This window comes from Actomonas aquatica (genome assembly GCF_019679435.2).
Lineage (GTDB): Bacteria > Verrucomicrobiota > Verrucomicrobiia > Opitutales > Opitutaceae > Actomonas > Actomonas aquatica.
The window spans coordinates 180,624-194,143 of sequence record NZ_CP139781.1 but is presented as its reverse complement, the minus strand read 5'-3'; the positions used below and the strand labels follow the sequence as shown (position 1 = coordinate 194,143).

Below are 13,520 nucleotides of genomic sequence, written 5' to 3'. Positions count from 1 at the left end.
GCGACCATCCCACGCACATAGGTCGCCGAATTCCCCCCCCTCCCGCCGCGCGGCTACGAGTGTGAACGAGTGGCTCCGGCCGGCCCCCCCAACCCCTCACGGCATCCCCAACAACCGCCGCGCCGGCGTAAACCCCGGATCCGCCGCGAGCGCCCGCTGCGCCGCCGCCCGCGCTCCCTCCCGATCGCCCGTCTGCCACAACACCGTCGCGATCGCATACGCATAATCCGGCACCGACGGCGCCCGCGCCTCCGCCTCGCGCAGCGCTGCCAACCCGTCCTCCCGGGCACCCGTCTGCACCAACAGCAAACCGAGATTATACCAAGCCCGATCCAGCTCCGGCTGACGTTCCACCGCCGCCCGCAACGCCCGCTGCGACTGCTCCATCAAGCCGGCCTCAGCATAAGCCAACCCGGCCGTAAACATCGCGTTGCCATCCTTCGGCCGGAGCTGCGCCGCCCGGTAAAACGCCGCCGCCGCCTGCGGCATCCGCGCCAGCGCCTGCAAGACCTGCGCATGCGCTTCGTGAATGCCGGGCGAATAGCGGTCCCAGTTCGCCGCCAAGCGAATCTCCGCCTCGGCCTCCAACATCTGTCCTTGGTTCGCCAGATGCTGCCCTTGGCGCAACCGCCCACCCGGTTGATCCAACGTGAGCGCAAGATAAGCCTGCTGTTCCGCCGCCAAATCCGGTCGTCGTGCCACCGCTTCCGGCAAGGCCCACGCTGCATCCAATCGCACGAGTCGCACCGGATCGTCCAGCAAGGGCGTCAACACCTGCGCCGCCTCAGCCGTTCCCGCCAACACCTGTGCTGCCGCCGATCGCACCATCGGGTCCGCGTGCTCCGTCGCCGCCACCGCCGCCCCCCTCACCTCGGCGTGCTCCGCCGCTACTGGCGCCAACAACTGCAGGTAGGTTGCCCGCCACGCCGGAATGTCTTCGCCCGCCAACAACCCCAGCAGCGCCTCCGTCGCCCCCGTGTCGCCCGTCTGCGCCGCATGCACCGCGCGTGCCCGCGCCCGCTGCCGCGAGTCCATTTTATCGCCATACCAATCCTGCGTGTGCGCGATGGCCCAATCCACCGACTCCTCCGAATGGCAGCCGTTGCAGGCATTCGGAATGCCGAGCTCCTTGGTCAGCAGCGGATCCGGTTTCAGCCAGCCGTGGTCATGGCGCGGTGCCCGCTCCATGTAGGGGGTAGTCGGCATGTGACAGGACACACATTGGTTGCCCGTCGACCCGAGCCCGTGCCGCGAATGCGCCGTCGGGTCGATCACCGGAGTCGCCACTTGCGTGAGCGGCATCACCCGGCCCGGCGCACTGTGGCATTGCATGCAGAGCGCGTTGTTCTCCACCGGCAGCACCGTCTTCGTCGTGTGTGGATCATGACAATCCATGCAGCTCACGCCCGCGTGGTGCATCCGACTGAGCTTCACCGAGGTCCAATTAAAATCCTCATCCCGCTGCTGCCCGTCCGGCCAGAACACGCCCGCCTGCACCGGCAGCGTCAGCCGAAAATGATCCTCATACCGCGCCCCCGGTGGAAACTCCGCCGTCAGCGCCTCGTTGCGCGCGTGGCAATACGCGCACGACTGCTCCGCCCGATCCCGCTCCTTGATCCAACTCGCCAACCCCGTCGCCGCCGTCGCGCCTTCCGTTCCGTGCCCCGGAGCCACCGGCCCATGACACTGCGTGCAACTGATGCCCTGCTCCACCCAGGTCGACGCGTAGGTGTCCGTCGCCGCATCATACTGCTTCTGGTAGCCCGTCATGTGGCACTGCGCGCACATCGAATTCCAGTTCATGCCTCGCCCCGTCCAATGCCCCCACTCTCCGTGCCGCCGCCCCTCCTGCCCAAACACGTTGAACCACTCCTCCCGCTCCACGTCCCACGCCAGGTCAGTCGGCTGCAAACGCCCATCCCCGTCGCTGGTCTCCACCAACATCTGCCGCAGCGGGTGGTATCCCAACACCGCCTTCACCGGATAACGCGCCCCATCCGCCGGTCCCCCGTCTTCGACCAGCACCACGCCCCCGGCCTCATCCCGCCCGACCACCATAGCCGAGCCGCCATCCGCCAAACGCCGCCCCTCCGCCAGCGCGTCTCCCAGCTCCGCGTCCGCCAGCAACTGATTCGCCCGCGCGTGATCCGTCCCATGCCACGCCGATAGCTGCTCCGCATGACACGCCCCGCAATACGCCGCCGTCTGCTCCGGCGCCGCCGAAGGCACTGCCTGGCCCACCTTCCCCGCCGCGAGTCCCGCCACCGCCACAGCTGACCCCGCCGCCTCCCGCTCTCGTTCCGCATCCGGAGCCCGCCGACACGCCCCCACCAGCAACACCACGCCCCCGATCGTCCACCACCCCACCACCAGCCCGATCGCCCATCGCCAACGCGCCGCCGCCCCGGAGCGTAGGGGGGCAACAGCAGATTCGGAACGGGGCATCTCGCCATCCCAAACCCGATTCCCAACCGACGTAAAGCCGTCTCCCACCATCTGCTCCGCTAAAAAAACCGCCGCCACGCTATTTTCTCTATTGATAATTTTATGACGATTTCTTCTCGTCGGCGAAATTGAACCCCGTAACCCCTAAGTTCGATTTCTCGGTGCTGCGCCATCTCCGCCGCCAGCACGACCTGACGATCGCCGCCCTCTCCGAGCGTTCCGGCGTTTCCGTCGCCGTTATTTCCAAACTCGAGCGCAACCAGCAGACCGCCGCCCTCGAAACCCTTTACAACCTCGCCCGTGCGTTCGGCCTCAGCGCCACCGACCTGTTGGCCATGGCTGAATCTTCTCTCGCCCACCGGGCGACCGAGAAGTCCCACCGCACGGGCGAGTTCAAATTTCGCGAGATCCGCTACTCCAACGCCGTCGCCCTGCTCGGCGAGGCCCCCCGCGACGCCGCCGTCTCCCGCCCCGAGGTCCACCACGACGACACCGAGCTTTGCTGGGTCCTTCAAGGCGCCCTGCGCCTACGCCTGCCCCACGAGACCTTCGACCTCTCCGCCGGCCAAAGCATCCAGTTCGACGCCATCCAGGAGCACACCTACGAGGCCCTCGACGACACTCGCTTTCTCATCCTCCACCTCCGCAAAGACAAACGCTACTAACCCCTCCCACTTGTCACGTATTACGTGACACTTCCCCCTAACCCCCTCTTTTGCATGAACATCGATAACACCCTGACCATCGCAGATCTCGCTCCCGCGCTGGAGCGCTTTTGGAAACTCTCCGGCGAGAAGATCGACCTCATCCACGCCGAATACGACCCCGCCCAGGGCTCCCCCGTCTTCACCGTCGCCGGCAAATACACCACCCGCGGCTGGACCGAATGGACCGAGGGCTTCCACTACGGCTCCGGTTTCCTCCAGTTCGATGCCACCGGCGACGAGCACCACGCCAAGAAGGCCATGGAGCTCACCCTTTCCCGCATGGCCTCGCACGTGTCCCACATCGGCGTGCACGACCACGGCTTCAACAACCTCTCCACCTACGGCAACTGGCTGCGCCTGCAAAAGGCCGGCAAACTCCCCGCCGATCAGGTCGATTTCTGCGAGCTCGCCATCAAGATCTCCGGCGCCGTCCAAGCCTCCCGCTGGTCCCCGATCAATGGCGGCGGCGGTTACATCTACTCCTTCAACGGCCCGCACTCCCTCTTCGTCGATACCATCCGCTCCTGCCGCATCGTGATGGTCGCCCACGCCCTCGGCCACACCCTCATGGGCGAAAACGACGCGCCGCATTCCCTGCTCGGCCGCGCCCTCCAACACATTGAAGCCACCGCCAAATACGCCGTCTTCTACGGCGAGGGTCGCGACAGCTACGACGAGTGGGGCCGCACCGCTCACGAATCCGTCTTCAACCCGAACGACGGCCGCTTCCGTTGCCCCAACTCCCAACAGGGCTTCTCCGGTTTCACCACCTGGACCCGCGGTCTCGCCTGGGCCATGGTCGGCTTCCCGGAACAACTCGAGTTCCTCAAGACGCTCTCCGACGCCGACCTCGAGCCCTTCGGCGGTCGCGCCAAGTGGGAGGCCCTCATGCTCAAGGGCGCCCGCGCCACCTGCGACTGGTTCATCGCCAACACCCCGACCGACGGCGTGCCCTACTGGGACGGCGGTGCTCCCGGCCTCGCCTTCATGGGCGACTGGCGCAACCGCGACTCCGAGCCTTTCAACGACCACGAGCCGATCGATAGCTCCGCCGCCGCCATCGGCGCGCAAGGCCTCATCCGCCTCGGCCGCTACCTCGGCACCGAAACCGAAGAGGGCAAGCGCTACTACCAGGCCGGCCTCACCTCCCTGCGTTCGCTCCTGACCGACACCTACCTCGGCGTCGATCCGACGCACCAGGGCCTGCTCCTCCACTCGGTCTACCACCGTCCCAACGGCTGGGACCACGTGCCCGAGGGCCAGAAGGTCCCCTGCGGCGAGGCCTGCATGTGGGGTGACTACCACCTGCGCGAACTCGCCGTCACCGCCCAGCAACCCGACTACACCTTCTACGGCTGCCTGAGCTAACTCGGCGCGCCATTTCAGCCTTTTAGCGTTTTATGAAAGCCGCTCCACTCACCGATCTCGATCGGCTCTGTATCCACACCATCACGACAAAACCGTGGGACCTGCCCACCGCCGCCGCCAAGTTCAGCGCCGCCGGGGTGAAAGGCATCACGGTCTGGCGTGACACCCTCGAGGGCCGCGACATCGCCGAGTCCGGTCGCATGCTGCGCGACCACGACCTCAGCATCGTCTCCCTCTGCCGCGGTGGTTTCTTCCCCGGCGCCACCGCCGCCGAACGCCAAAAAGCCATCGACGACAACCGCAAGGCCATCGCCGAAGCCCACGCCCTCGGCGCGCCCCTCGTGGTGCTCGTCTGCGGCGCCGTCCCCGGCCAGCCGCTCAGCGAATCGCGCAAGCAGATCGCCGACGGCATCGCCGCCGTGCTCGACGACTGCGCCACCACCGGCGTGAAGCTCGGCATCGAGCCGCTGCACCCGATGTATGCCGACTCCCGTTCCGCCGTGAACACCCTCGGCCAAGCCAACGACATGTGCGCGCAACTCGACTCGCCCTACGTCGGCGTCGCCGCCGATGTTTACCACCTCTGGTGGGATCCGGCGCTTGAGACCGAAATCGCCCGCTGCGGTGAACTCGACAAACTCTTCGCCTTCCACGTCTGCGACTGGCGCTCCCCCACCATCGACTTCCTCAACGACCGCGGACTCATGGGCGAGGGCTGCATCGACATCCGCCAGATCCGCGCCTGGGTTGAAGCCACCGGCTACCGCGGCTTCAACGAAGTGGAAGTCTTCTCCACCCGCCTCTGGGCCATGGATCAGGACGAATACCTCGCCAAAATCATCCAAGCCTACCGCGACCACGTCTGACTCACCCCACATCTAACCTCTCACATCCCACATCTTACATAAAAACATGAAATCCATCGGCATCATCATGAACGGCGTCACCGGACGCATGGGCACCAACCAGCACTTGATCCGCTCGATCAAGGCCATCATCGACCAGGGCGGCGTGAAGCTCCCCGACGGTGAGGTCATCATGCCCGATCCCGTGCTCGTCGGCCGCAGCGAAAAGAAGCTCGCCGCCCTCGCCGCCCGCGTCGGTATCCAAAAAATCAGCACGGACCTCGACGCCGAGTTGGCCAAGCCGGAGAACATCATCTACTTCGACTCCACCCTCACCGGTCAGCGCCCCATCGGCGTGCGCAAGGCCATCGCCGCCGGCAAGCACATCTACTGCGAAAAGCCCACCGCCACCACCTCCGAGGAAGCCATGGCCCTCTACAACGAGGTGACCGCCGCCGGCCTCAAGAACGGTGTCGTGCAGGACAAGCTCTGGCTGCCCGGCCTGCTCAAGCTCAAGTATCTCATCGATACCGGCTTCTTCGGCAAAATCCTCTCCGTGCGCGGCGAGTTCGGCTACTGGGTCTTCACCGGTGAGCACGACGCCCTGCAGCGTCCGTCCTGGAACTACCGCAAGGAAGACGACGGAGGCATCATCGTCGATATGCTCTGCCACTGGCAGTATGTCATCCAGAACCTCTTCGGTGACATCAAGTCCCTCACCTGCCTCGGCGCCACCCACATCCCGACCCGCTGGGACGAGAATGGTAAGCCCTACGAGTGCACCGCCGACGATTCCGCCTACGCCACCTTTGAGCTCAAGAACGGCACCATCTGCCACTTCAACTCCTCCTGGGATGTGCGCGTGAATCGCGAAGACCTGCTCACCCTTCAAGTTGACGGCACCCACGGTTCCGCCGTCGCCGGTCTGCGCGACTGCAAAAGCCAGTCCCTCGCCAACACCCCGCGCTGCGTCTGGAATCCGGACATCGACAGCCCGATCGACTACAAGGACGGCTGGACCCGCGTGCCGACCAACCAGGCCTTCGACAACGCCTTCAAGGTGCAGTGGGAAGCCTTCCTCAAGCACGTTGTCGTCGACACCCCGTTCCCCTGGAGCCTCAAGGAAGGTGCCAAGGGCGTGCAGCTCGCCGAGCTCGGTCTCAAGTCCTGGGCCGAACGCCGCTGGGTCGACATCCCCGAACTCTGATTCGGAATTCAGAACCACGAAACACACGAAATACACGAATAGCTAACGTGAGCCGGCAGGCTTTCGTGTGGTTCGTGTATTTCGTGGTTAACTCCTGATCCTGCCCCACGGCTTCCGCGTTTTCCGTGTGTTCCGTGGGCCAACTCCATTTCCTATGTCCAAATACGCTCTCGTTACCGGCGGTTCCCGCGGCATCGGCTTCGGCATCGCCACCGCTCTCGCCAAGGAAGGCTGGAACCTCGTCATCAACGGTGTCCGCCCTGAGGAATCCGTGGCCGGTCCCCTCGAGGAACTCCGCGCCCACGGCGTCCAAGTCGGCTACGCCCGCGGCGACATCGGCAGCGCCGAAGGCCGCCAAGCCATCCTCGAAGCCACCCGCGCCCACGCCGGTGGTTGCATCAACCTCCTCGTCAACAACGCCGGCGTCGCCCCCAAGGTCCGCGCCGACCTGCTGGAGATGGGCGAGGAAAGCTACGACTGGGTGCTCGATACGAACCTCAAAGGTCCGTTCTTCCTCACCCAGGCGTTCGCCAACGAAATGGTCGCGGCCAAAAAAGCCGACCCGTCCTTCGCCGCAGCGATCGTCAACATCACCTCGATCTCCGTCACCGTGGTCAGCATCAACCGCGGCGAATACTGCATCGCCAAGGCCGGGCTCGGCATGATGTCGCAGCTCTTCGCCGCCCGCCTCGGCACCGAAGGCATCCCGGTTTACGAAGTGCGCCCTGGCGTCATCAAGACCGACATGACCTCCGGCGTGACCGGCAAATACGACAAGCTCATCGAAGAAGGCCTCTGTGTGCAGCCGCGTTGGGGTTTCCCCGACGACGTCGGCAAAGCGGTCGCGTCCCTCGCCCGCGGCGACATGCCCTACAGCACCGGCCAGGTCATCATGGTCGACGGCGCCCTCACCATGCCACGCCTCTAAAAAAGACGATAACTCTCCCTCCCAAGGGCCGGGCGTAAAAAACGCCCGGCCCTTTTTGTGCCCCGACGCCAGCGTCCGCCCACGCCGCCCCCCCCTGCCTCTCCATGTAGGGCTGCCGCTTGCGGCACGCCGCCCCCTGCCCCCGCCCCACCGCGGCCGGCGCAAGCACCGGCCCTACACCCTCCCACCGGCACCCTCCAAATGTGGGTCGGGCTTCACGCCCGACATCCCTGCCCCTCGGCCTCCGCCACCACCTTCCCCTTCACCTTCACCTTCACCTTCACCTTAATCTTCCCCCTTGAACCCGCTTAGCGTCGCGAAGCGACGCTAAGCCCCCGAATTCCCCGTCCTACTACCACCCACCAAATCCACCACCGTCCTAGGCGTTGGCCGGTTTCTGCATTAACTGCGCACCGACGCCTCTGCGTCCGTGTCTCCGCTTGCACCGCACCACCATGGACAACTTGCTCGCCGCCCGCTCGACGATGGCCTTCTCCCTGGGCTTTCACATCATCTTTGCCGCCATCGGCATGGTGATGCCCTTCCTCATGTCTGCTGCGCATTACCGCCATCTGCGCACTGGCGATGAATCCGCCCTCGCCCTCACCAAGATGTGGCTCAAGGGCGTCGCCATCTTCTTCGCCGTCGGGGCCGTTTCCGGCACCGTGCTTTCCTTTGAACTCGGCCTGCTGTGGCCGGAGTTTATGCAGCACGCCGGCCCCATCATCGGCATGCCCTTCTCATGGGAAGGCACCGCGTTCTTCCTCGAGGCCGTCGCGATCGGTCTCTTCCTCTACGGGTGGAAACGCATGAAGCCGTGGGTGCATTGGTGCACCGGCCTCATGGTCGGCATCACCGGCTTCACCTCCGGCATCTTTGTCGTCGCGGCCAACAGTTGGATGAACACGCCGCAGGGCTTCACCTGGACCGGTGGCGTCGCCTCCGACATCGATCCGGTCGCCGCCATGTTCAACCCGGCGTGGCTGCACCAAACCCTGCACATGCAAATGGCCGCCATCGCCGCGGTCGGTTTCGCCGTCGCCGGGGTGCACGCCTTCCTGCTCCTGCGTGGCCGTAGCCCCGACCTCCATCGCCGCGCCATTCAGATTTCCCTGCTCTTCGGCGCCATTGCGTCTCTCCTCCAACCGCTCGTCGGCCACTTCGCCGGTCAACGCGTCGCCGAACTGCAGCCCATGAAACTCGCCGCCATGGAGGGCCACTTCGAAACCAGCACCCGCGCCCCCCTCTACATCGGCGGCTTGCCCGACGAAGAGACCCGCACCGTCAGTTGGGGCATCCCGCTGCCCGGCATGCTGAGCTTCATCGCCTTCAACGACGTCGACGCCGAGGTGCTCGGCCTGGAGGAGATCCCCGAGGAAGACTGGCCACCCGTCGCCATCGTGCACATCGCCTTTCAGATCATGGTCGGCATCGGCATGCTCATGGCCCTCATCGCCGTCCTGTTTTTCTGGATACGACGCCGCCCCCAGTTCCCACCGTGGTTCCTTTGGACGCTGGTCGCCGCTACGCCCATCGGTTTCATCGCCATCGAAGCCGGCTGGATCGTGACCGAAGTCGGCCGCCAACCGTGGATCATCTATGAAATCATGCGCACCGAGGATGCGGTGACCCCGGTCCCCGGCATGGTCTATCACTTCGCGCTTTTCCTCGTGCTCTACGGGGCCCTCGCCGCCGCCACCGTGTGGCTCTTCGCCCGCCAGGTGCGCACCGCCGAACACGCTGTCAAAACGCTCAAACCCGAGGAGGGCTCCGCATGATCGACCTGCTGGTATTCTTCATCGCTGTTTCGCTCCTACTCTACGTGCTGTTGGGCGGCTCCGACTACGGCGCCGGCATCATCGAACTGCTGCCCGCCGGCCGCCTGCGCGATCCGCAAAAGGAGGCCATCAATCACGCCATGGGCCCCGTTTGGGAAGCCAACCACATCTGGCTCATCCTCATCGTGGTGATCCTGTTCATGGGCTTCCCGCTCCTGTTCACCACCATCATGACCACCCTGCACCTGCCCATGCTGGCGCTGCTGGTGGGCATCGTCGTGCGCGGCACCGCCTTCACCTTCCGCCACTACGACCCTGTGCAGGAGGGCCGCTCGCAGACCGTTTATACGATCCTCTTTGGCTTTAGCAGCCTGTGGACCGCGGTGTGGCTCGGCATCAGCGTCGCCAGCCTCACGCGCGGATTTATCGACCCCGACGCCACCTCCTTCCACGCGGCCTACATCGCCCCGTGGTGGGGCATTTATCCGCTCACCGTGGGCGCCTTTGTCAGCGGCATCTTCGTCTTCCTCGCGGCCATCTACCTCATCGGCGAAACCGACCGCGACGACCTGCGCCAACGCTTCGTGCGCCTCGCCCTCGGCGCCAACATCTACCTCGTGCTCGCCGGCGGACTCGTCGCCCTCGCCTCCTATGGCGAGCCTGATCCCCTGCCCGCGCAATTCCTGCGTCACCCCGACGCCCTCGCCGCCCCTGCCCTCGCCACGCTGCTGCTGGTGGCGCTCTGGTGGCGCATCCGCAGCCGCTCCAACGTCCAGATCCGCATCATCGCCGTCTCGCAAGTAAGCCTCATCCTGCTCGGCTGGTGGCTGCTCTACGCCCCCAACGCCATCCACACGACGACCGGCGCGCTCAGCTTCTACGCCGAAGCCGCTCCGACCGCCACGCAGAAGCAGCTCCTCCTCGCCCTCCTCATCGGCAGCGTTGCCATCTTCCCCGCCCTCTACTTCCTCCTCCGCGTCTTCAAGACCGAACACAACAAACCCAACGAAACCTAAAAGGTGGACGCCGACCTCCGGGCGGCGTCGAGCGGCGGAGAGGCAACGCCAGCGCGGCCGGGGACGTCCGCGCCCACCCCATCACCCCAAAAGGTGGACGCCGACCTCCGGGCGGCGTCAGGCGGCGGCGCGTCCGCCAATCGATCAGGCATCAAACACGCCCGACCGCTCCACCGTCGCCCCCCATTCCGCCGGGCATTCGACCGGCGGCTGATGGCCCGCCGCCGGCAGCAGTTCAAACTCACCTCGTGGCAACGCCGCCGCCAGTCGAAGCCCGGCGTCCGGCGGACAGAACAGATCGCAGCCTCCGCCGATCACCAGCGCCGGTTGCGTGATCTCCGCCATCCGCCCCCCGAAATCCGCATCCCGAATCGCCGCAGCCAACGCGGTGTATCCGACCTCCGCCTGACTCGCCAACCGTGCTACGATCGCGTCATAGCGCGCGCTTTCGTTGCGGCGGAAGGCTTCGCCAAACCAACGTTCCGCCAAGCTGCCCGCCATGCTGGCCAAGCCATCACGCTCGATCTGGGCCAGGCGCTGATTCCACGACTCCGTCGTGCCGATGCGCGCGTCCGTCGCACTCAGCACCACTGCCTGCACGCGCTCAGCGTGATTGAGCGCCGCCGCCTGCACGATCATTCCCCCCACGGAGTTTCCCGCCCAGATCGCCCGTTCCACTCCGAGCGTATCAAGCACCGCCACCACGGCATCTGCACAGTCTTCGAGTGAAAACCCGGCGGGCCACAGGGGACTTTCGCCATGACCCGGCAGGTCCACCGCGACGATTCGCCGCCGTCCCTGCCACTGCGCCACGACACCATCCCACAGCTGACGATCGCAGCCCAGCGAATGCAGCAGCACCAAGGTGCGGCCAACATCACTGACCTCGATCGGATCCGGTGTTACGCTAAACTTTAAGGGAAGCTTCATAGTGGTTTCGTGAATACGAGTGTTGCCGTCCGCCGTTATCACTGGATCCCCGCGAACGATAATCGCCAGACCGGTCGGTGCACGAGCCCCCGGAAGGGATCCCGCGAAAATCGACGACGCGCAACACACGCTGGAGATGGCGCGTCGCCGATTCGCATTCGTCGTCGAATCAGTTATGCGTGACTTCGAGCACGGGGTCGTTGCTCGTGCCGCTGCTGTTGCTGGAGTAGTATTGCACCAGCGAGCTGCTGCTGCCCTGCAAGGCGATCGAGAAGGTGCCATTGCCGGTGATCAGGCTGGTCACATCCAACTCAACCCACGCCTCGGCCGCGACGTTGGTCGCCACATCCGCCACGCTGCCGATGGTCGGCTGGTTGTTCCAATTCAGGCCGCCTTCCGCCCACGTGATGTCGGTGACCTGATAGGCGCTGGTGGTGCCGCTCTGGGTCGCCTTGCATTTCAGCTTCAGGGTCGCGCTGGTGACGGTGCCGACACCGCTCACCGTGAATTTCAAGAAGGTCCGGCGATCGTTCGTCGCGTCCATTACATTCAGCACCGTGTTGCTGCCGTAGTTCGCAGTGGCGTTGGCTTCATTGACGTAGGCATCGGCCACTGGCGCAAAATCCTCCGAGCTGCTCGACACCGGCGGCGTGGCCGAAACCTCGGTCGCGTAGGCGGACTCGTTGGCGTAATCGTCCACCGCCGTGGTCGTGTAATAATAGGTCGTGCCGCCGGACACCGTGGTGTCGTCGTAGTCGGAGCTGGTGACGATGCTGCCACTGATCTCGGTGTAAGGCCCGCCACTGGTGGTGGCCCGATAAACGAGATAACCCGCGAGGTCGGTTTCACCATTGTCGTTCCAATCGAGTGAGACCAGGCCCGCCGCCGTGGAGGCGCTCAGTCCCGTCGGGGCGGCGGGCGCCAGAAAAACCTCATCAGCCCATTCATTGTAGTCTTCGAACATGGAGTCCCACGTCGGCGCCGCGCCGTTGGCCGAGCTGTCCTTGAACTCGTATTCCCACGGCTCGATGTAGCGCATGCCGAGCGCCATGGCTTGGTCGAACACCGTGGTGTAATCGCCGTCCTCAAATCGACTCGCAATACAGGTCCACACCACCGTGCCGTCACTTACCGTCGCACCGACCGTCGTCGGCCAGGTCGGCTCCGTGCTGCCGCTCGTGCCCGCCGTGGTCACGCGGTAGCGGTAACGATCCGTCGCCGGCGGATTGGTCGGCATGCGGTGCGTGCGATCGGCGTAGGCGGTGTTGGGCTCCCACGCGCCGTCATATGACTTCCCGATGATCTGCCCGTAGATGTCGCCCGGGAAATCGTCCAAGACGTCCACCAGATCAGGCTGGTAGGAGGTTTTGCCTGAGATCCACCACATGGCGGCACCCACGCGCTGCTCGAGCGCCGGATCATCCCAGAGGTCGTTGATGATCGTCTCCGGCACGGTCGCGGTGTTGTTCACCTCGTGCACTTCAAAGGCCAGCGCCTTGTTGGTGAAGGCATTGGCAAAGTTCACCGAGACATCGATGCCCGCATCGATCCACTTCTGATCGGTGTAACCGGCCGTGACCATGTCCGCCATGTTGACGCCCTGCAGGTGGCCTTCGATGCCGTTGGCCGTCATCTGCGTGACGTAGACCAGCTTCAGGCTCGAATCGTTGTTGTATTCAGCCGCCAGCTCGTCGGCCAGTTCTTCCAGCTCGGCCTGCACCGTGGCATCCCAAAACAGCGGCAGCTTGTAACCGGGCACGCCGCGGAACGCATAGGTCACGTAGGGCGCGCCCAGGCCGCCGGAGCCGACCGAATCAGTCAACCACGCCGGACTGCCGGTGCCGCCGGCGAGAACCGCCAGCGACCAGCTTTTGCCCTCGGCCTGGATGGCACTGACCTGCGCATCGATGATGGAAAAATCAAAGGAGTCGTCGGTCGCCTCGAGGTCTGACCACGAGGCGCGCACCAACACCCCACGCAGGGTATCATTATCATAGATCGCCGAGGTATTCGCGCCGGAGGAGGAAAATACGCCGGTGGGTTTGTCGACGGCGGCACCGGCAAAAAGGACGGAGGCAAGCAGGGTCGCGCACAGACCGCCAAAGCGGCCTCGTCGCCCGGCCAAGAAGGGAGTTTTCATGGTTGGGGAGGGGTTGAGATTGTGCCGGCGAAAAAGCAAAACCGGCGACCGCAGCTCCAACCCAGCCGCTCACCGCGCTCAACCGAGCCGTTGGTTCATCCCTTGACCGAACCGTCCGCGGCGTTCGCATTTCGTGCTTTTAGGTCAACTGGTAAA

The 13,520-nt window shown here is 64.9% G+C and carries 10 protein-coding genes; 7 read left to right on the top strand and 3 right to left on the bottom strand.

Annotated features, from left to right (window positions below; translation table 11 throughout):
* Positions 1-96: 96 nt before the first annotated feature.
* Entirely contained in the window at positions 97-2,445 is a 2,349-nt protein-coding gene (locus K1X11_RS00740) for a multiheme c-type cytochrome (protein ID WP_221029047.1), read from the bottom strand.
* A gap of 161 nt (positions 2,446-2,606) precedes the next feature.
* On the opposite strand from K1X11_RS00740, the gene K1X11_RS00735 reads away from it, so the two are divergent.
* The 7 genes from K1X11_RS00735 to K1X11_RS00705 all read left to right on the top strand — a co-directional run bounded on the left by K1X11_RS00735 (position 2,607) and on the right by K1X11_RS00705 (position 10,294).
* Positions 2,607-3,110, top strand: a complete 504-nt coding sequence (locus K1X11_RS00735) for a helix-turn-helix domain-containing protein (RefSeq protein ID WP_324726049.1) — start codon at positions 2,607-2,609, stop codon at positions 3,108-3,110.
* Positions 3,111-3,164: 54 nt separating this feature from the next.
* Positions 3,165-4,520: a glycosyl hydrolase gene (locus K1X11_RS00730; RefSeq protein ID WP_221029049.1), complete on the top strand. Its 1,356-nt coding sequence runs from the start codon at positions 3,165-3,167 to the stop codon at positions 4,518-4,520.
* Positions 4,521-4,552: 32 nt separating this feature from the next.
* Positions 4,553-5,386, top strand: a complete 834-nt coding sequence (locus K1X11_RS00725) for a sugar phosphate isomerase/epimerase family protein (RefSeq protein ID WP_221029050.1) — start codon at positions 4,553-4,555, stop codon at positions 5,384-5,386.
* A gap of 46 nt (positions 5,387-5,432) precedes the next feature.
* Positions 5,433-6,572, top strand: coding sequence for a Gfo/Idh/MocA family protein (locus K1X11_RS00720; RefSeq protein ID WP_221029051.1), 1,140 nt, complete (start codon positions 5,433-5,435; stop codon positions 6,570-6,572).
* A gap of 154 nt (positions 6,573-6,726) precedes the next feature.
* The gene (locus K1X11_RS00715; protein WP_221029052.1) at positions 6,727-7,500 is read left to right on the top strand and encodes a 3-ketoacyl-ACP reductase; all 774 of its coding nucleotides are present in this window, start codon (positions 6,727-6,729) and stop codon (positions 7,498-7,500) included.
* Positions 7,501-7,955: 455 nt separating this feature from the next.
* Positions 7,956-9,278, top strand: coding sequence for a cytochrome ubiquinol oxidase subunit I (locus K1X11_RS00710; protein ID WP_221029053.1), 1,323 nt, complete (start codon positions 7,956-7,958; stop codon positions 9,276-9,278).
* A complete protein-coding gene (locus K1X11_RS00705; RefSeq protein WP_221029054.1) occupies positions 9,275-10,294 on the top strand; it encodes a cytochrome d ubiquinol oxidase subunit II in 1,020 nt (339 codons plus the stop codon). The genes K1X11_RS00710 and K1X11_RS00705 overlap by 4 nt, the downstream gene beginning before the upstream one ends.
* Before the next feature lie 144 nt (positions 10,295-10,438).
* Here the strand turns inward: K1X11_RS00705 and K1X11_RS00700 are convergent, their stop codons facing one another.
* Positions 10,439-11,224 (bottom strand): alpha/beta fold hydrolase, encoded by a 786-nt coding sequence (locus K1X11_RS00700; RefSeq protein WP_221029055.1) that lies wholly within the window; start codon positions 11,222-11,224, stop codon positions 10,439-10,441.
* 169 nt (positions 11,225-11,393) lie between these two features.
* The gene (locus K1X11_RS00695; protein WP_221029056.1) at positions 11,394-13,364 is read right to left on the bottom strand and encodes a CBM96 family carbohydrate-binding protein; all 1,971 of its coding nucleotides are present in this window, start codon (positions 13,362-13,364) and stop codon (positions 11,394-11,396) included.
* Positions 13,365-13,520: the final 156 nt, after the last annotated feature.

What these genes read in the sequence shown, in the direction of transcription:
- K1X11_RS00740 (WP_221029047.1), bottom strand. Translation starts at nt 2,445, where the DNA reads ATGCCCCGTTCCGAATCTGCTGTTGCCCCCCTACGCTCCGGGGCGGCG.
- K1X11_RS00730 (WP_221029049.1), top strand. Translation starts at nt 3,165, where the DNA reads ATGAACATCGATAACACCCTGACCATCGCAGATCTCGCTCCCGCGCTG.
- K1X11_RS00725 (WP_221029050.1), top strand. Translation starts at nt 4,553, where the DNA reads ATGAAAGCCGCTCCACTCACCGATCTCGATCGGCTCTGTATCCACACC.
- K1X11_RS00720 (WP_221029051.1), top strand. Translation starts at nt 5,433, where the DNA reads ATGAAATCCATCGGCATCATCATGAACGGCGTCACCGGACGCATGGGC.
- K1X11_RS00715 (WP_221029052.1), top strand. Translation starts at nt 6,727, where the DNA reads ATGTCCAAATACGCTCTCGTTACCGGCGGTTCCCGCGGCATCGGCTTC.
- K1X11_RS00710 (WP_221029053.1), top strand. Translation starts at nt 7,956, where the DNA reads ATGGACAACTTGCTCGCCGCCCGCTCGACGATGGCCTTCTCCCTGGGC.
- K1X11_RS00705 (WP_221029054.1), top strand. Translation starts at nt 9,275, where the DNA reads ATGATCGACCTGCTGGTATTCTTCATCGCTGTTTCGCTCCTACTCTAC.
- K1X11_RS00700 (WP_221029055.1), bottom strand. Translation starts at nt 11,224, where the DNA reads ATGAAGCTTCCCTTAAAGTTTAGCGTAACACCGGATCCGATCGAGGTC.
- K1X11_RS00695 (WP_221029056.1), bottom strand. Translation starts at nt 13,364, where the DNA reads ATGAAAACTCCCTTCTTGGCCGGGCGACGAGGCCGCTTTGGCGGTCTG.